Below are 21,136 nucleotides of genomic sequence, written 5' to 3' on the forward strand. Positions count from 1 at the left end.
TGTATTTAAACATATTCTCTTTACTTCCGTTGATTCATATGAAAAAAGGAATTATATTGATTATATTGAGTTTAATATTAATTTTTTCAGTTAATTTTATTTCCGCTAGCGAATTAACTAATTCTTCTTTAGAAATTAGTTCAAATGATAATTTGGCGGATAATATTGATGATATTCCACTAAACTCAATGGATGATTCAAATGAGTTAAATCAGATTTCAGATAATTCAGTATTATCTGAACCAGATGATTTTATTGAGATTTGGATAGGTCAAAATAAAACTATTGATGGAGGGGATGGATCTCCAGAAAATCCCTTTGCTACATTATATTTAGCATGCGATTATGCAAATACTAAAAATACAAGTCAAATTACATTAAATATTTATAATGGTACTTATGAATTATTGGATAGTCCTTTAAAATTTAATACATCTAATTTAATAGTTAATGGAATAGGTTCACCAACTATTAGAAGTTCAGATTCAATACGTGTACATTATCAAGGTTTTAGTTTAGTTTCTAGTTCCTCAAATTATACTTTTTCTAATATCAATACAATTGATTGTTTATTCAATGGAAATGCAAAACAAGGAACATTTAATAATTGTTCTTTCATTTCATCTAGTGGCGAATCATTAACATTACCTGATAGTAACAATTATGAATTAAAATTTAATAATTGTCGTTTTGAAACTTCTTCTAGTAGTTGCGTATTCTTAGTCACTAGTGGTGTTACCAAATCTCAGATTCTAAATATTAAATTTGAGAATTGTATTTTTAATTTACCTAATTGTCCTTCATTAATAGATGCTAGAGACTCAAGTAAAGTTACTATGATAAATTGTTGGTTAGGTAGAAATACTTTCCCTTCTTTTATTAAACCTTCTCGAGGGTATATAGTAAATTCTAGAGGGGCATATGTTACTTCATGGAGTTGTACTGTTGAAAGTTACGCACAATTTAATGTTACTAAAAACTATATTAGTAATAATACTTATGAAATAATTGGTAAATTAACTTGGGATGATGAAAATAATACTGCTAGTATGGAAAATTTTCAACCAATGAATGTATCATTATCATCCAATACTGGTAAAATTCAATCTAGTGCTATTTTAACAAATGGTACTTTTAGAGCTATTTACACTGGTGATTCAAATGAACATTCAATTGTAGCGATTTTGGGTTCTGAAATTAAAGAACTCAAGTTTAAATCTATTAATTTCACTGTTGATGCACCAAGTATATTCTATGGTGACGACCAAAATATTAATATAACTTTTCCATATGCAATTAATGCTACAGTTAATATCATTGTTAATAATAAAACATATAATTTAACAGTTAATGATACATCAATTAATTATATTTATACTATTGAAGATATCTTAACTGAAGGTAATTATACAGTTGAAGTTATTTTAAATGATGATGTCAATCAGGTGTATGGCTCTAATTCTACTATATTATCAGTATCTAAAGTAAGTGATTATATCTTTGAAGTAGTCCCAATTAGTGAAGTTAAAGTTGGTGAAAATGCTACAATTTACATTACATTACCTAGTGATGTAAGTGGCAATGTCACAGTTAAATTTGGAAATGATACTCAAATTTTACCTGCAAATCAAACTATGACTGTTAAATTTGGTAATTTAAATGCAACTACTTATCCAATAATAGTTTCATATAGTGGTAATGATAAATACGTTGTTCCAGATGATAAAATTGACAGTATCACTGTTGATCCTGCTAAATCTAGTGTAAATATTGAAAATGTTGAATTTATTTATGGTGAAACTATTGTTATTCCTTTCACTATTGAAAATGCAACTGCAGTTAAGGCTAAAATTTTAAAAGGAACAAGTGAAATAGAAAATGTTGTTGTTGAAAGTACAAATATCTTTGTCAATTCTGATTTGGACGTAGGTATTTATACAGTTGAGGTAACTACTATTGTCACTAGTAATTATGAAGAAACTACTGAAACAGCTATTTTAACTATTAACAAAGCAAATTCAAGATTAATAATATTTGACAAGGAATTTATTTATGGTGAGGATGCAATTATTAATGTGGAAACTATTAACTCTACTGGTGATGTTATCGCAACTTTAATGGATGAAAACAATATCAAAATTGCTGTCGCAGTGTCTGGAAATAATATAACTTTACCATTGTTAAATGTTGGTAAATATACTTTAATAGTAACTACAAATGCAGATGAAAACCATAATAATGCTACAGAATCTGCTACAATCACCATTACTAAAACAATTCCTTCAATGGAGGCAACAATTGAACCTTCAGAAAATATTACAGTTAAAGATGATGTAACATTAACAGTTAAATTACCATCTGATGCTACTGGTGATGTTGTTATTAAAGTTAATGGTAAAAAACTGTATAATGTTTCTGCTAATGAAACTATTACTATTAACTTAAGTAATGATGCTGGAGATTATGTAGTTGATATTATCTATTCTGGTGATAAAAACTATGAAAGTGACATGTCAACAAATGAATTCACAATCTCTAAAGCTAAAACCACAATAACTGCAAATCCAATAATATTTGAGGAAGGAAACAGTTCAACAATCGAAGTAACAATTCCAGATGTTGAATCAGGTTTTATTTTTGTAGATGTTGGAGATGAAAAATTCTATGGAGACATTAATGATGGTAAAGCAACAGTTTTAATTAAGGGTTTACCTGCAGGTAATTACACTGCTAAAATTAGCTTTGCAGGTGATAAAAAATTCAGTGAAGCTACTGGCAATACCACTGTTAATGTTTCAGCCGCTCCAGATATAATCGGTGAACTTGAAAAGATTATTAATGAACTCAATGGTACTGTGATTAATCAGACTGGTATTATTGATTCTCAGAAAGAGCAAATTAGTTCTCTTAATGGTACTGTGATTAATCAGACTGGTATTGGTACTGTGATTAATCAGACTGGTATTATTGATTCTCAGAAAGAGCAAATTAGTTCTCTTAATGATACTGTGATTAATCAGACTGGTATTATTGATTCTCAGAAAGAGCAAATTAATAATCTTACTCATAAAAAAGACGCAATATTAGTTGTTGATAAAACTTTCACCCGTGTTGCAGTTGATACCAGTGCAGGTGAAAAAGGTGGAATGTTTTACGCAATCTTAAAAGACAGTGACAATAATGTTTTAGCTAACAAAACTGTTCAAATTGCTATAAATGGTAAAATCTACACTAGGACTACTGATGATCAAGGAAGAGCAGGCATACAGGTAAACTTCGCAAATGCAAATACATATTCTTATGCAATATCTTTCCAAGGTGATGACACATATAACGCAGCACCAATGGCATCATCAAAATTAACAGTCACTAAAAAGAAAACATCCATAAAAGCATCTAACAAAGTTTTCAAAGTTAAAACAAAAACCAAAAAGATTAGTGTAACACTTAAGACTGTTAAAAACCAGTATGATAAAAAAACATACTTAAAATCTGGTAAAAAAGTAACCTTAAAAGTAAATGGTAAAACATACACTGCAAAAATCAACAAAAAAGGTGTAGCTAAATTTACCATAAAAATAACTAAAAAAGGTAAATACACAGCTAAGATTAAATTTGCAGGTGACAAAACCTACAAAGCATCTAGCAAAACAATAAAAATAAGAATTAAATAAAAGGAAAGTAAATCATTTTTACTTTTCATTTTTTTTCTTTTTTTTATTAAAATTTAAATTTTATTTTTTTTAGTTTTTACTACTTTTATAGTTTCATTTTTATTACAATTTAAATTCAATATAATTAAAAATCTTTAATTTTAATAGATTAAATTCATAAAAAGGAGTTATTTTTATGAGTATCAAACCTGTTTTGATATTATTTGTTTTATTTTTAAGTATAAGCATGGTATCTGCTAATGAAATGAATGATGTTAATGTCACTTCAACTAGTGTTGAATCTCCACTTGAAATTACAGACAGTGTTGAATCTCCACTTGAAATTACAGACAGTATTGAAGATGTTAATGTCACTTCAACTAGTGTTGAATCTCCACTTGAAATTATAGATTGTATTGAAGGCATGGATGATTCTAATTTGAATGAGTCTAATCTCCTTCAAGTTTCTTCACAGGATTCAATGAAAAGTAATAATGAAATAATTACAGTAAATAATTGGGATGAATTACAATATTACTGTGCACAAACTGATAAAGATTATACTTTAAAACTAAAAGAAAATACCAATTTTTATCCAACAAATCCGAATAATGGAGGTATTTCCCAAATTAAAGTTAAAAATAATGTGAAAATTATTGGAAGTGAAGGCTCTTATATTGGGGACGTTTCACCTGATGCAAGAAGAATAGAATTTGCAGCTTTTTTAGTTGAAGATAATTCATTATATGGTTCATTAAATTTTGAAAATGTTACTTTTAAATATATCTATTCTGTTTATTCCAATGCACTAGTAAGTGGAACAAGAGATGGTATTTTTATTCAAATGGGTGGAATAAGAAATAATATATTTAAAAACTGTATTTTTCATGATATTCTTTCCCAATATGGGCATGCAACTATAGTTTATCTTAAAAAAGGAACTGCTATTTTAGATAATTGTAGCTTTATTAACTGTACTAGTGGTTATGGTGTTGTCAGTGTCTATGATCCCAATAGTGTGAAATCAACAGATATGATTGTTCGTAATTGTTATTTTGAAAACAATTATGCAACTACTGAACCCGGATGTATTAATAATTGTGGTAAGTTAACTGTCTATAATACGACTTTTGTTAAAAATAGGTCTTTCTGGTGGGCGGGGGCAATTCACACACATTCCGGGGGAAATACAACAATTTATGATTCTAGGTTCATTGATAATGTAGCTGGATGGAATGGAGGAGCATTATACACTTATGCATACTTACAAATTTATAATTCTGTTTTTATAGGAAATAACTGTACCACTAATAATGGTGGTGGTGCGATAGGTGCATGTTCCTATCAAACTGACCCGCACATTTACATTGAACATTGTTTATTTAAGGACAATAGTAATAATTGTTGGGCTCCTGATGATTTATCTGATGGTACTGGTCGTGGAGGTGCAATTTCTTTAATGGATGCAGGGTCTATTGAAGTTCGTGACACCACGTTTGTTGCAAATTCAGCATCTAGAGGTACTGCAATTTGTGCTTTTGATGTTGCTGCATATGGTTCTCCAGATATAATTATTGTTAATAATTCATTTATTAATCATACGAGAGTGGGGGATGTTTTAGAAGTTCGTGTTGATGGAACAATCTTAAATGTTTCAGATAATTATTATTATGGAAATTCTGTTGTATTTTCTAATTTAACACTTATCAAATTAAGAGAAGATAAAGAATTTGCAACTTTGCAGGTTAATGCATCTTTATCAAAACCTCAATATTATGACTCAGATATTTTGGATAAAACATGGTATGATGTTTATGTTAATAATAAGTATGTAAAAACAGTAAATACAACCACGTTTAGCATTGATTTTGGTGATTTTGATATCTGTGATGTTTATGTAATCCCAACAATTTCCAACAGAAAATCTAATGAAGTTACAGTAACTAGTACCCGTGACTATGTTTTTGTATCTAAAGATAATGGTAATGACAATAACAATGGAATTTCAAGAGAAACTCCTGTAAATACAATTAAAAGAGCTTTAGAATTAGCTAAAACTTGTCAAAATATCATTCTTTTAGGTGGTGATTACTCAGAAGAAAACATTCAAATTAATTATAGTGTCACTATCAAAGGTGAAGGCAAAGCCACTTTAACCGGTGCTACTTCATTTGTTTCAAATTCTAATTTCACTTTAAGGAATTTGAAAATCAATAATATAAATAAGGATACTTTCATCAGGCAGAATGCTGATAATTTAGTTATTTCAAATTGTATTATAACTAATAATGCCAGATTACTAGTTCAAAATAATGGATTTACAACAATAACCAATTCAATCTTGTTAAACAATTCCAATATCATACAAGGCAATAATGCTGATTTGAATTATAACTGGTGGGGTACTGCATTACCCGATTTAAACATAAACAAATATATTACTTTAAATCTCACTAGTAATGTTAATGCATTGGAAAATAATCAAAAGGCAAATGTTAAAGTTGATTTCTATTTAAATGATGGAACCAAATACCATAATTTGCCCGAAATCAATTTGAATATAACTGCAATTAATGGTGTTGTAAATCAGAATAGTATTCATGCTGATAGCAATGTTGTTTATACTTTAACAGGTTTTAGCGACGGTATCTTAACTGTTAGTTACAATGATTTCAAAATTAATGAGACTTTTAAGTTTTTAAAATCTGCTCCAAGCATGTCTTTAGCCACTGAAGATGTCATGGTAGGGGATAATCTAACCATAACCGTTACACTTCCAGGTGATGTGGAAGGTAATTTAACGGTTAATGTTGGAAACATCTCACAAAGCAAAGTCATTGAATCTTCAAAAACAGTTTTCACATTCTCAAATCTAAAAGCAGACACATATACAATTTCTGCTAACTATTCAGGGGATAAAAAATACTTGTTCAATACATTAACTTCAACTGTTAATGTGAATAAGTACGAATCCAGAACTGTTTTAACCATCAGCACAATTAATGTTGGTGAGGATGTTATCTTAACAATTACAATCACTGATACTGCAACCGGTTACATTACTTTATCAATTAACAACAACACTCAAACATTGGCCTTAAACAATTCCAAGGCGAATTACACCATTAAAAACATTAAACGAGGTGATTATTCAATCACTGCAGTTTATAATGGTGATGATAAGTATTTAACCAGCCAGGATTCCAAATTCATTGAAGTGGACAATTTAAATCCTACAATGACTATCCAAGCAGATGACATTACATATGGAGAAACAGCAATTATCAAAGTCACTCTAAACAGTAATGCCGGAGGAGAAGTCATTGTCACTATAGATTGTATAACTAATTCATCAAAAGTAGTTAATGGTAAGGCTGAAGTCAGATTCGCTAATCTGGATGCAGGTCAAAATAAAAACATCACAGTTTTCTATAGTGGTGATGATACCTACTTCAACCTGACTAATTCCAGCACTTTCAATATTGCTAAGGCGGATTTAACATTCACTATTGAATCAAAAGATATCAAGATAGGTCAAACTGCTGAAATTTTAATTAAGGTTCCAGCAAAAACATCAGGTACATTCACAATAGATCAAACTACAATTAACATTCCATTATTCGGTGAAATAACATACATTATTGCTGATTTGGAAATTGGAAACTACACATACACTGCTACTTACAACGGCAATAATTACAACACTGTCTCAGAGACAACTTCATTTAAAGTTTGTGAGTATCCTGCCCCTCAATGGGCTAATGAAGGTGGAAATACTCAAAACACTCACAAATCACCATATGAAACTACAACTAATGGTGAAATAGCATTTACAATTCCATTTAATCAAACATTAAGTGGTGAGTTAGCAATTGATAGTGAAGGCAACCTTTATTTAACTACACAAAGTGGAATTTACTGTTTTAACCAGACAAACAGGTTATGGTATTTCACATCAACTGCAGCAGCAGGTAACCTTTCAGGTATAGCCATAGGTCGTGATGTCATAATAGCGCCTAAATCAGGTGATACATTATACTTCATCAACCAAAATACAGGTGAAAGGTACGGGTCTTCTAATATCTATCAGGGTTCCAGTTTATTTGCTCCGGTAATTGATTCAAACGCTACATTATACATTGTCAGTGAATATCAATTTACATCACAGGATTATAAGCTCACTGTAATCCCATATAAGTTATGGGAGAATGGTGGTGAACCGACTTTAATCAATATTGGAAACGCACAACCTTTATGCGCTCCGACATTAAATGAAAACATTATTGTAGTTGTCAGTGAAAATCGTTTAAGAATGATTGATGCTAAAACATTACAGGCAATCTCAAGTAAATCAGCTAATTATCAACCTGTAAGGCCAGTAATTGGTGATGGAAATGTGGTTTATGCTGTTTTAAGTAATAGTATTGTTGCTTATAATGGTAATGGTGTACAGGTCTGGAAAACCAAAGTCACTGGAGGTATTGGAGATACATTAGCAATTGACCCTGAACAAGCAGTATATCACATTAACGCTAACGGCATACTTTACAGATATGACATTATTGATGGTAAAGAGTCTAAAGTATCTGATTTAAAAATCACTTCAGGATTGTTAATCGGCAGTGACGGAACATTATACTTCGGCTCTAATAACCTCTTCTATGCCCTCGACAGTGAAGGAAGTGTTTTATGGAAATCTGATTTAAAATCAAAAATCATTGGAAACCCAGTAATGGACAACAGTGGCTTAATATATGTCCCAACAGAAAGTGGAATAACTGCATTAACTTATGCTCCTTTAAAAGAACCAAATTTAAAAATCCAAGTCGATGATATTGTCAAAGGCCAAACAGCAACAGTAACAATCACCTGGAATAATCAAACAACAGGAACCGTTACATGCATTGTAAATGGTGAGAAAATAACTGCAAATGCAGATGATGGCAGAATCACTAAAACAATTTCCGGTCTGGACATAGGATATTATGATGTTGACGTATCATACTTAGGGGATATGAGATTCACTCCAACCACTGCAATCAAGACTTTTGTTGTCAGATCAACTGATGATGTTGCAAATAACATCCAATTCGATGGAAACAGAACTTTCAGCTTCAATTTAAATAACGCAAAAGGCAACTTAACAGTTAAAATCAATGATAAAACCTACTCAAAAGTTTTAGTCAACGGTAAAGCCAGTATCATTATTGATAATTTAAATCCTGGTGATTGGGAAGCAATAGTTAGTTATTCAGGTGATAGTGTATACAATAGTGCAAACCGCACATTCTCAGTATCTGTTCCTAAATTCAACGTAACATTAAACGAGCAAATAACCACTGAAAATGTTATCGCAAAAATCTCAGTCACACTCCCAAGTGATGTTACAGGTAACCTGACATTATCCATTGGCACTAAAAAATACACAGAAAAAGTCACCAACGGCAAAGCAACAATCATTGTTGATGACCTGCCTGCAGGCAACTACACAGCCACAATCACTTACACTGGTGATAACAGATATGAAATGGCTTTAAAAACAGTTAACTTGGAAGTTCCTAAAAAAGCCATAGAATTTAATGAAACCACATTATCAATTGAAACACAAGATAACACTGCCATATTTAGTGTTAATCTGCCTGATGATGTGACTGGAAATATTACTGTATCCATAAATGATGATAACCTTGTTAAAACTTTAAATAGGGGCAAATGCATCATTGAATTTAAAAATCTGGCCGCAGGCAATTATGAAGCTCTAATAAACTACACTGGAGATAATAATTATGAACCTGCCACTAAATCAGTCAGATTCTCCATTTCAATGGTCAATATCACTTTGGAGGATAGTAATTTATTCATTGAAAACTTAACAGTAACCATTAAATTATATGATGATGCAAAAGGCAATTTGTCTGTTATTATCAATAATAAAGAATTTAGTGAAGTTTTGGTTAATGGAAGTGCAAGTCTTGAAGTAACCGGTTTGACTCCTGGAAATTACACTGCAACTGTGGTTTATTCAGGTGATGATAAATATTCAATCGCCACCAAGAATGTTAAATTAACAGTTCCTAAAATCATTTCCAATTTGGATAATTTGGTTGTCTCATCAAATAATAATGTCATTAATGTTTCCATTGATTTTGGAAATGATGCTGGAGGTATTTTGATAGTTAATGTTGATGGTAGAAACTATTCTGCCAAAGTTGTTGGAGGTGTTTGCAACATTAGTATTTCTGATTTGGATCCGGGCAATTATTCAGCAGCAATTAATTATACTGGTGATAATAATTACACCAATTCTTCTAAAATGGTCAATTTGGAAGTTCCTAAAATCAAAATTGATGTGGACAATAACACTTTGGTTGTAGATTCCAACATTAATCCGATTGTAATTACTTTAACATTGCCTAGTGATGCAACAGGTACATTAACAGTTAATGTAAACAGTAAAAATTACACTCAGAAAGTAACTGATGGTAGAGCTATTGTAAATATTCCGGATTTAAACCCTGGAACATATACAGCACACATCACTTACAGCGGTGATAATAAATATGAAAATATCAACTTTAAAGATGAAATTCTAAATATTGATAAGTTACCGTCAAGCATCTCAGTTTCAGCTGCAGACATTAATGTTGGTGATGTTGCACTTGTAAACATTACAACCAGCACAGCTTCAGGTAAAGTAGTGGTAACAGTAAATAAAAAGGACTACAATGTCACTGTTACTAATTACATTGGCCAATTGACTATTTCTGGGTTGGTTGAAGGCAACTACAATGTCACTGCCAAATATTTAGGTGATGATACATATGCTGATTCAGTAAACACTACTGCTTTCAGTGTTTTAAAAGTTGAAGTGCCTATTGACAATGAGACTGTTACAATTCCGGACTCTGCAGATACTACCGCCTATAGTATTAATTTGCCGGAAGACGCAACTGGTACTTTAACAGTTAGTGTTGACGGTGTTCCTTATACTGCCACCTTAATCAACGGTAAGGCAACAGTTAACATTCCAGAGTTAACAGTCGGTTCTCACAACATTACTGTAAGCTATTCCGGTGACGCCAAGTATTCCCCAATTGTCAGGTCTGTTGTTGTCAATAAGACTGCTCCGGAGCATGTTCCGGTTATAAAATTAACAGGATCCAATCTTATCATGCTCTACACAAGCGGCAAGTACTTTAAGGTCAGACTGACCAGTGACGGCAATGCATTTGCAGGAAAAACTGTTAAGATAACCATCAATGGCAAGACATATTCCAGAACCACTGATAAGAATGGTTATGCATCACTTAAAATCAGTCTGCCGCCTAAAACATACAAGGTCAAAGCAACCTACGGTAATTTAACAGTCAATAAGAAAGTTGTTGTTAAAAGCATCATAAGTGCGAAAAACGTAAACGCCAAAAAGTCAGCAAAAACAGTTAAAATCAAAGTAACCCTCAAAAAAGTAAACGGAAAGTACCTCAAAAACAAGAAGGTAACTTTGAAATTCAACAAAAAGACTTTCAAGGCAAAAACAAATAAAAAAGGCGTTGTGACATTCACCATCAAGAAGAATGTCTACAAGAAACTCAAAACAAACAAGAAATACGTCTATCAGGTGATTTACGGCAAGGACAAGGTCAAGAAAACTATAAAATTCAAAAAATAGTGTGGGGATTATTCAACCCCACAGTTTTTCTTTTTTTAAGTATGGATAACACAATCCATAAAGACTCATTTCAACACCAACATCTAATTTAATTAAAAAACCGTTTAATTAAAACAATATATTATCACTCAAATTATAGTATTTTCAATCATCGTTTTCATTTAATGAATTCTTTTAGAAACAGTATTTCCTGTTGTGGTTTCCATTTATTCACTTAAACTATTTGTACTTGAATTTTCACTATATTAGTTCCCATTCATTAAAATTTAGAGGTGAATAAACATGTTTTATCAAAACGACCAGAAACTGATAAATGACTTCCATATGAAATCAGGTCACAGCATGGGCTCAATAAGGTCTTATAGGACAGTCTTCAACAACTACTGCAGTTTTCACTCAATGAGCTTGTCCGACCTTTTAGCTGAAGCAATCACAGAACAGGAAAACAGAATTCCGGAAAACCAGCTAAGCATCTATGACAGGATTCTTTCATTTAGAAACCATATGATTAGCAATTATGTTGGAAATACAATCACAAATTCAATATCTAAAATCAAAACATTCTACCACTACAACAGAGTAACCCTGCCGTTCATCCCGCCGCTGAATCCTAAAAGCATCAAAAGAAATGATGTCATATCATTTTCTGACCTGCCGACCAAGGATGAGTTGCGTCTGGCCTTGGATTTTGCCGATGATAATCTGAAGCTCTGGATTTTAACAATCCTCTCATCGGGAATGACAAGAGCCGAAGCCAAGTCAATCACTAACGGGATGTTTTTTGACTGGACAAGCCAGTACCATAAAAAGGACAACTTCGAGGATGCGATTAAATACCTCTCAAGAAAGAACAACGTGGTGTGCACATGTAATCTAATCCGTCAAAAGACTGACAAGCCATACTACACTTTCCTCAATCCCGAATGCGTTCAAAGGATTGCCAAAATAAAACGAAAACAGAACGACTTTGAGTTAGAAGACCCGCTTTTGAAATATGAGGTAAATCATGTCACCGATAAGTTCAGAAGCCTGAATGATTATCTGGGTTTGGGTGAGGTTGGAGGCTATGCCCGCCTGAGGCCCCACATGCTTCGTAAATTCCATTCGACCCATCTGAATCAGGGGTCATTGCTTGACGGGCAGCTGAGCATGGATGAAATTGATATCCTCCACGGCCGTGGAAAAAACAAGACAAGAGAGTCCTATTTCAAGGACAATCCCGAGTTTTTAAAGTTCGAGTATATCAAGGTGATGAACAACGTTTCGCTTTATCGTAGATACGATTGGAAAATAGTCAACGGAAAGGTCAAGGTGACCTCAAAGCCTTTATGAATTGTAATGTAAATATTGTTTTCACGTTGTAATTTTCTAAACTGGGAGCAACAAATTTAATAGCTATAATATATAAATAATATAATATGAAAGATAATAAAAAAGATAATATAATTTGGACAAGCTTTTGCCAGGCAATGAATTCCATCGCCTACTGGCTAATCCAAAACAATAAGAAGTACAAGAAGCGTGACTACTACCAGATACTGTCATTGAAGGGCAGTTGTAAAGATATTGAAAAGAAAGCTAAAAAACTTGGAAATGATAAGCTGGTGGCAATGTATACAATGGCCTTAATCAAAGACAACAAGTCCTTGGAGTTCCTTCCAAACTATGTGACATTAAAAGACGGAACCCAAATCGACAAGGCTGAATATGTGGACATGGCCATAAGGACTGAAAGCTACATCAGAGCAAACAAAAGACTTCCAGCTATCGTATACAGAATGTCAAAGCTTCCGGATTACAAGGATTCCACAATGAAGCTGTTTACCAAAACATTCAACTTCAAAGGAAATACAATTGATGAAGCTTTAGCCATTATAGCAAAAAAAGAATTATACAGCAAATACTTTGATTCACAAAAGACAGACAAGAAAACAATCAATGATGCTAGTCGGGATAAAGGTTCCAACTGTGTGGACTGGGGACAGGTATATTACAGGATAGCCAAATCCTTAGGATATGATGTGCAGTTTGTCCATGTCAAATGCAGAGTGTCCGGAACAGGCCATATCAGATTAAGACTTAGACATAAGAAACATACTTCAGGTAACTGGATTAACAGGGATCCTGCTGCAGTGGCGGATACGACTTCAGGAAATGTCAGATCTATCTGGTGTGAAGATGGAAATCTTATAGCTTATGATCCATCCTGGATATTCACAGATTTATATTCAAGTTAACAGTTAATGTTAACTTCTTTTTCTTTTCTTTACATTAACACCCATCATTAATTATTCGAAACTTACTTTTTAAAACAATTTCATACTACTCCGATTTCAAATAGTGTCCGATTTTCAAAAACCCTTCCGTTAATGTAAATTACAACTCACTAAATTAAAACCATTACATTTTCCATCGATTATATTGACCGTATCTTCTTGGAAACTAACGAGGAAAACAAAGATGAAAATCAGTATTCCGGAACTTGAGATATTGAAACTGACAATGATAATTTTATATATTTGAAATAATAAAATATTATATTAATTATTATATACAGGTTGTAATAGCTATGGCCAATATAAATAATACCTCATCCTACATGGATGAAGCTAAAAAGCAAATTATCAAAGAGTCAAATTATACCTATAGAGATGCCCTTGAAGTTTCAGCTTTTCTCATTGAAACCGGAAGGTTCGAAAGGTTCTACAAGGAAATGCAGATTGCAGACCTTCAAAAAGAACTTGAAGAAATGGATGATGAATAAGACTTCAAATAATATGTCTCCAGGATATAACTCTTAAAAAAAACTATTTTTGATTTGTGAAGGTAATAATAAAATTTATTATTACTTTTATATTTTTTATATAATATAATTTTATATATAATACATAATAAAATTATATATTATGTTACTTGAAAAAACCAACATTAGTGCAAGAGTCGAAATAACTCTCAAAAAAATTGTTGAAGATTCAGCCTTCACCCACAAGGACGCATATGAACTTGGAGCAAAGTTAATAGCTATGGGAAATGCAGAAGACACATTAGCACTAATAAACACCAACCCGGATTTTGATAGAATCATAAAACAAACCGAATACCGATTGATTGAAGCAAGAAAACAAGAGATTGAAAGAGAATTAAAAGATTTATAGGAGGAACCATCACCATGGGTCGAGGAAATTCTGATATCCTCTACTTTTTAGAACAGCATAAACAAGAGATAATAAACTGTTGCAAGAAAGGAATGAGCAATAATGAAGTTAAAGAATTGCTAAAAAGAAAATACGGACGGGAGGTAGCTGATGCCACATACAGGAAATTCAAAGCCAAATTGAATCTGACAAAAAATGATTTCCTGGAAACAATGCTGGATGAAATAATAGCTATGAAAACATCCAGTGCAACAGATGCAAGTATTCGAAGATGGTTAGCTGAAGAACATGAATTTGAAGTGAGCAGAGCAACATTTTCAAGATTCAAAAAGAAATATCACCTGACGGATAATGATAAAGACCCAAGAGCAAGAGATAAGCAAGCTTTAACCAATAGAGCAATCACACAAAAGCAAATAACAGACAATAACGTTCATCAAGACAATATCGACATGGCCATTGATACCATACTCCAACAACAAGTCACAGACATCAAAACGGGACTTGAAAACTTAGATAAAATAACAAAAAATGCAGTAGGCATTGAAATTGACTTTGAAAAGCTGGACCAGGAAGTAAGATATAATGCAAACGAAAAAAGCTTAGCAAGATATCTGATTGATTTAGCAGAACTAAAAATAAGATACTTAGAATTATCTGTTAAAGCATTTGAAGCTAAAAACAAATTATTCAAAGATGAAATGGATAGACTATTCAAAAACAGAGTTCTTGAACTAGAAGATAAGAAAATAGAGATGTCTCAAAAAGACATAATGAATGAGATAGAAATCCTTGCAAAACAAATAGATGATAATAATGTATGATGAAAACGGCAAATTCTATTTAGATGCAAAGGATAAAGCTATTCTTCAGAAATGTGTATATGAAAATCCATATATACCTTTCAATCCATTTCCAAAGCAAGCAGAAATGATATTAGCTACAGAAAAGGAAGTTTTAATTGGTGGTGCAGCTGGAGGAAGTAAATCAACCAGTCTGTTAATGAGAGCATTATTTTATGTTGAAGATGATGCCAATGAATACCATGCATTAATCCTGAGACGTACATTATCTGACTTGAAACGTAAAGGAGCTTTAATACATAAAACTAGTCAATGGCTTAACAGAAAGGAAATCCAAAACGATCCGGCTATTAGGCCTAAGTGGGACGGTACTGAACATTCATGGACATTTCCAAACGGCAATTCATTAACATTCGGATATTTAAGAAACATCAACGACTTAGATACTTATCAAGGTTCAGAATATCAATTCATAGGAATAGATGAATTGACACAACTTGAAAGATTCAAATATATTTACATGAGGTCTCGTGTAAGGAAAACCAAAGACAATAGACTACCAACACAGTTAATGTGCTCAAGTAATCCAGGTAAGCGTGGGAATAAATGGGTGCGTGAAAGATTCATAGAAAAAATCGACACGGACATTCAGGACAAATCACAAATAAGATTCATCAGTTCCAGTTATTTAGATAACATCTATCTGGACAGAAATGATTATGAAGAATACTTGATGGGTCTTGACAGAGTAACAAGAGAACAATTAATGAACGGTAACTGGTATGCTAGTGTTAAAGGTCAGCTATTTGATGAATCAGACTTCCACATAATCTCTCATGATGAATACATGAAAATACCAATAGTTAGAATTATCAGGTATTGGGATCTTGCAGCTACTGAAGTATTGAATGATGACAAATTGAGAGGCAGTGATCCAGATTACACTGCAGGAGTTTTACTGGCTAAAGATCTAAACGGCAACATCTATATTCTGGATTCATATGAATTTCAACTTGAGTCAAGAAACTTAATCAATGAAATTATCAATACTGCAGCACGTGACAAGTCAGATGTGCAATATATAGAACTTGACGGCAGTACTGGTAAAAACTTCGGATTATTAATTATCGATGAATTAAACAGAAGAGGATTTACAACAGGCACTGGAAATTCACGTGAAAATAAAGTAGACCGTGCAAGAAGAGTTTCTGCAGACATTCAACTTAACGGAATATATCTGGTCGGCAAAGATAGAACAGGGTTCACTAAAAAATGGGCTATGGAATTTTTAGAAAAAATTACGGCATATCCAAATGAAGCTATTCATGATGATTGTGTAGTGGCATTTACTGGAGGTTATGAAAAAATAGTTAGTGAAACTCAAAGTAAAAGAGTTGATGTGGATAGATGGTATTCCACATGATAAAATAATTTTATGTTGTTTTTGATTGTAATGCATCTATTTATTATATCAATTATATAAACCAAATAATAAGATGGTACTTGTTACATTTTTGGTTTCAAAAAAATTTAATTAATAGTAAAAACAATAGAATATATTGTCGTAGAGAGTAAAAGTGTGGGATATTATGCGTCCTATTGATATGATGGTTACAGATTATAATTGTGAGTATTTGGGTTTGTCAAGATTATGCTTGATGGAATCTGCAGGAAAATCTCTGGCAGAGGAAGTGGGCAAAATTGCAGTCTACACATATTCAAAACCAGTCAAGATTGTTATTTTTACAGGTTCTGGCGGGAATGGTGGCGATGGATTTGTTGCCGCACGTTATTTGTTGAATAGAGGATATGATGTGGACATTTACATGTTGAAAGACAATATTCGATCTCCGCAGGCCAAAACCAATTTGGATATTTTGATGAATATGAAGCCTAGACTGTCTCATCTCAATATTTTTAATTTAAAGACTCTTGAAGATATAAATTCATGTGAAGTTGCTAAAAATGGGGATTCTGAACATATTATAGTCGATGGTCTTTTGGGAACCGGAATCAATGGAAAACTGCAGACCAACATCAGAAGAGCTATTGAAATTATTAATGAATCTGAAGGTCTCACAATAAGTGTTGATGTTCCATCAGGAATGGACCCGTTAACCGGAGAGGTAAATGACCTTGCGGTTGTTCCCGATTATACCATAAGCTTTCATAAAATCAAAACAGGGGTTAGAAATGCGGAAGAAGAACTTGTTGGGGGTCTTGTAACTGCAGATATTGGAATTCCTTTTGAAGCGGAATATTTTGTCAATTTCGGAGACTTTTTAAGGCTTAAAAATAGGGATTCAAATTCACATAAGGGAAATAACGGCCGTTTGCTTGTTTTAGGTGGAAGTAAGGATTATTCCGGTGCTCCGGCTATTGCAGGAATGGCAGCTATAGGGGTCGGCATGGACCTTGTTTATGTTGCAGCTCCTCAAATGGCGGCTGAAGCTATCAAATCAACATCACCGGATTTAATTGTAAAATCACTTGAAGGGGATAAATTATCCTTAAAACATTCTGAAGTAATTATGGAATTGAGTGAAAACGTTGATGCAGTTTTAATAGGGCCTGGTGCAGGTATTGATGATGAAACTTCCAAACTGTTCAACGTACTGGTTACAAAAATTAAAAAACCTATTGTTTTGGATGCAGATGCACTAAAACAGGTTGAATTATCATTAATCAGGAATCGCGAAGATATTATACTTACTCCTCACATTTTCGAATTCAAATCCATCTTTAAAGTTGAAGGTGGCCTGAAGTTGGATATCGATTCATTCGAGTTTGCAGAGGTTGATGAAAACATCACGGAATTTCAGAAAGTTACCCGTCAAATTAAGGGTTCCGTCATTGTCAAGGGCAAATATGATTTGATATTGTCCGGAAACAGATTTAAGATTAATAGAAGTGGAAATTCGGGCATGACTGTTGGAGGAACCGGTGATGCACTTTCCGGAATTGCATCTGCTTTGCTTGCACAAAATTTGTCTGCCTTTGATTCAGCCAGTCTTGCGGCGTTCATCAACGGCCTTGCAGGAGATGAAGCATATGAGGCCAAAGGCAACGGATTTTCAGCCACTGATCTGGTTTCCAACATAGGTAGTGTGATTAAAAATGGATTACGTTAAGGGAATTTTTATATCAAGGCCCAACAGATTCATAGCTGAAGTTGAAGTTGATGGAAAGTTGGAGATAGCTCATGTGCCCAATACGGGAAGGTGCAAAGAGCTTTTGGTTGATGATGCTGTGGTATGGTTAAAGCCTTCGGATAATCCGAACAGAAAAACAAAATTTTCACTTCACTTTGTTGAAAACAAGGGAGTGCTGGTATCACTTTATTCTCAGCAAGCCAACACCATTGTATATGATGCCATCGTTGATGATAAAATAAAGGAACTTTCAGGCTATTGTATTCATCAAAGGGAAAAGACAGTTGACAATTCAAGGATAGATATATACTTGGAAAATTCAAGTGGTGATTCATGTTTTGTTGAAGTGAAAGGTGTCACATTAATAGTTAATGGTGAAGCGAGATTTCCTGATGCTCCGACTGAAAGGGGTGCAAAACATCTTAAAGAGCTGATTAAACTTAAAAAAGAAGGAAATAGATGTTGTGTATTTTTCCTGATTCAGCATCCTGCCGGAAAATTCTTTAGGCCTAACTGGGAAAATGATTCTAACTTTTCCAAAACTTTAAACGAAGCGTTCGAAGCAGGTGTGGAAATCCTTGTTTATAGATGCGATAATCGTTTGGATGGTGTCGATTTGATTCCGGAATCATTGGATTTTGATTTGGGAAAAGACTTCTCCGATAGCGTCATTGATGACTAGTGTAGCAAGATTGTCGTAGGGTGTTTCGCTTTTATTGATCAGGACTAAATTTTCGCCGTTGAAATAGTTTATAAGTCCTGCTGCGGGATATACGACGAGGGATGTTCCTCCAATGATTAGGGTATCTGCATTTTGAATGTAGTCAATTGAAAAATTTAAAATAGCATTGTTTAGAGATTCCTCGTATAGGACGACATCGGGTTTTACTATGCCTCCACATTCGCATCTCGGTATTCCTTCGCTTTGCAGAATGTATTCTAATTCATATTCTTTATTGCATATTTGACAATAGTTTCTATGAATGCTTCCGTGGAGTTCCAATACGTTGTTGCTGCCTGCTTTTTGATGAAGTCCGTCAATATTTTGAGTAATGACTGCATTTAATTTGCCTACTTTTTCCAATTCTGCCAATTTTAAATGTGCTGGATTGGGTTTGGCATCCCTAAAAATGAGATTTTCTTTATAATAATCAAAAAACTCCTCGGTATGGTCTATATAATAAGTGTGTGAAACTAGATTTTCTGGAGTATCACCATATTTTTCTAAACTTTTAAAAATTCCGCTTTCTGACCGGAAATCTGGAATTCCACTTTCTGTTGAAACGCCTGCTCCTCCGAAAAACACGATATTTTCCGATGAATCAATGATTTCCTGTAATTGGTTAATTTTTGACATAAAAATAAGAATGTGATAGCGGTTAAGCTATCTGTTTAATTTTTGATAATTTGCTGCTTGAAGACCGTGGTATCTTATCATACCTTCAACGTCTCTTTGGTCAGTTTCTTTGTCTTCAAAGGTCCACTTACTCTTTCTTGCATATTGTCTATTGCTTGGTCAAGATCATCTCTTAGAGGTTCTTGCCAGAGTGCTCTGTAGACAAGTTCAGCATAGAGTCCGGACATATGTTCTGCAAATCTTAGCTCTGAATTTGTTAAGACCAATTCTTCCAATGCTTGGTGAGCACCAATTAATAGTTTTGCACCTGGGGTTTCGTATATTTCCCTACTTTTAATGCCTATCATTCTGTTTTCAATGATATCTACTCTTCCGATTCCATGAGCTCCTGCAATTTCATTTGCTTTTTCGATAATATTGAGTAGAGGCATCATTTCACCATTAATGGCTACAGGAACACCTTCTTCAAATTCGATAGATACTTTTTCTGGTTCGTCTTTAGCATCTTCCCATGAGGCGGTCCATTCGTAGATATCTTCTGGAGGTTCGTTTGCAGGGTCTTCTAAGACGTCTCCTTCGATTGCTCTTCCCCAGAGGTTTTCATCAATACTGTAAATTTTATCATAAGTTAATTCTATTCCTTTGGATTCAGCATATGCCTTTTCTTCAGTTCTTGTTAAATTCATTTCTCTGATTGGTGCAATTATATCTAAATCGGACATTGCAAGTATGATTGCTTCAAATCTGAATTGGTCGTTTCCTTTTCCGGTACAACCATGTGCAATTGCTGTTGCTCCTTCTTTTTCAGCTAATTCTACAAGTTTTTGAGCAATTAATGGTCTTGCAAAAGCAGTACTTAATGGGTATCCTTCGTATTCTGCATTTGCTTTGATTCCACGTGCGATATATTCGTTGGCGAATTCTTCTTTAGCATCTATATTGTAGTGTTTTAATCCTCCAATTTTAGCTGCACTTTCTTTTGCTTTTATCATTTCTTCTTCGCCTTGTCCTACATCTACACATGCAGTAATAACTTCTGCATTGTAGTTTTCTTCTAATAATTTAACACAAACAGAGGTGTCTAGTCCTCCACTGAATGCCAAGAGTACTTTATCAGTCATAAAATCACCGTAATTATTTTTAATAAAAATGAATTATCAAGATATATCTATATAATTAATAGTATTTAAAATTATTAAAAAAGTTGACAGAAGAAAACTCTTAATTGAGGAGTAATTGAGGTTGAAGTGATATGGGACTATTAAAAAGTCAAACCTCAATTAAGAGTTTGAGTTAAAAATAATTTTACTCTAATTGATAATTGTACTTCGTAGTATATAAAGTTTA

General features: G+C 33.2%; 11 protein-coding genes and 1 pseudogene. 10 read left to right on the forward strand and 2 right to left on the reverse strand.

Features of this window, described 5'->3' with window-relative positions; translation table 11 throughout:
* Positions 1 to 38 precede the first annotated feature (38 nt).
* The 10 genes from QZV68_RS04715 (at position 39) to sfsA (ending at position 19,114) form a co-directional block, all read left to right on the forward strand.
* On the forward strand, positions 39 to 3,674 hold the full coding sequence (locus tag QZV68_RS04715) for an Ig-like domain-containing protein (RefSeq protein WP_296879066.1): 3,636 nt from the start codon (positions 39 to 41) through the stop codon (positions 3,672 to 3,674).
* Positions 3,675 to 3,849: 175 nt separating this feature from the next.
* Positions 3,850 to 11,322, forward strand: coding sequence for an Ig-like domain repeat protein (locus tag QZV68_RS04720; RefSeq protein WP_296879068.1), 7,473 nt, complete (start codon positions 3,850 to 3,852; stop codon positions 11,320 to 11,322).
* 282 nt (positions 11,323 to 11,604) lie between these two features.
* Entirely contained in the window at positions 11,605 to 12,654 is a 1,050-nt protein-coding gene (locus QZV68_RS04725; protein ID WP_296879070.1) for a hypothetical protein, read from the forward strand.
* An 86-nt stretch (positions 12,655 to 12,740) separates the two neighbouring features.
* Positions 12,741 to 13,559 (forward strand): hypothetical protein, encoded by an 819-nt coding sequence (locus QZV68_RS04730; RefSeq protein ID WP_296879072.1) that lies wholly within the window; start codon positions 12,741 to 12,743, stop codon positions 13,557 to 13,559.
* A gap of 332 nt (positions 13,560 to 13,891) precedes the next feature.
* Positions 13,892 to 14,086 carry a hypothetical protein gene (locus QZV68_RS04735; RefSeq protein ID WP_296879074.1) on the forward strand — a complete coding sequence of 65 codons (195 nt, stop codon included), beginning with the start codon at positions 13,892 to 13,894 and terminating at the stop codon, positions 14,084 to 14,086.
* A 142-nt stretch (positions 14,087 to 14,228) separates the two neighbouring features.
* The gene (locus QZV68_RS04740; protein ID WP_296879076.1) at positions 14,229 to 14,477 is read left to right on the forward strand and encodes a hypothetical protein; all 249 of its coding nucleotides are present in this window, start codon (positions 14,229 to 14,231) and stop codon (positions 14,475 to 14,477) included.
* 14 nt (positions 14,478 to 14,491) lie between these two features.
* A complete protein-coding gene (locus QZV68_RS04745) occupies positions 14,492 to 15,301 on the forward strand; it encodes a hypothetical protein (protein WP_296879078.1) in 810 nt (269 codons plus the stop codon).
* Complete coding sequence (locus tag QZV68_RS04750) at positions 15,285 to 16,703, forward strand: phage terminase large subunit (RefSeq protein WP_296879080.1); 1,419 nt, start codon at positions 15,285 to 15,287, stop codon at positions 16,701 to 16,703. Before QZV68_RS04745 ends, QZV68_RS04750 begins: the two co-directional genes overlap by 17 nt.
* A gap of 166 nt (positions 16,704 to 16,869) precedes the next feature.
* A complete protein-coding gene (locus QZV68_RS04755; protein ID WP_296879081.1) occupies positions 16,870 to 18,411 on the forward strand; it encodes an NAD(P)H-hydrate dehydratase in 1,542 nt (513 codons plus the stop codon).
* On the forward strand, positions 18,398 to 19,114 hold the full coding sequence (gene sfsA / locus QZV68_RS04760) for a DNA/RNA nuclease SfsA (protein ID WP_296879083.1): 717 nt from the start codon (positions 18,398 to 18,400) through the stop codon (positions 19,112 to 19,114). The genes QZV68_RS04755 and sfsA overlap by 14 nt, the downstream gene beginning before the upstream one ends.
* Here sfsA and QZV68_RS04765 read toward each other — a convergent pair.
* Positions 19,061 to 19,789 (reverse strand): NAD-dependent protein deacylase, encoded by a 729-nt coding sequence (locus tag QZV68_RS04765; protein ID WP_296879085.1) that lies wholly within the window; start codon positions 19,787 to 19,789, stop codon positions 19,061 to 19,063. The two genes, sfsA and QZV68_RS04765, sit on opposite strands and share 54 nt — an antisense overlap.
* A 27-nt stretch (positions 19,790 to 19,816) precedes the next feature.
* A pseudogene (locus QZV68_RS04770) lies at positions 19,817 to 20,910 on the reverse strand (argininosuccinate synthase).
* Positions 20,911 to 21,136 lie beyond the last annotated feature (226 nt).

It is taken from the genome of uncultured Methanobrevibacter sp., assembly GCF_902801725.1.
Lineage (GTDB): Archaea > Methanobacteriota > Methanobacteria > Methanobacteriales > Methanobacteriaceae > Methanocatella.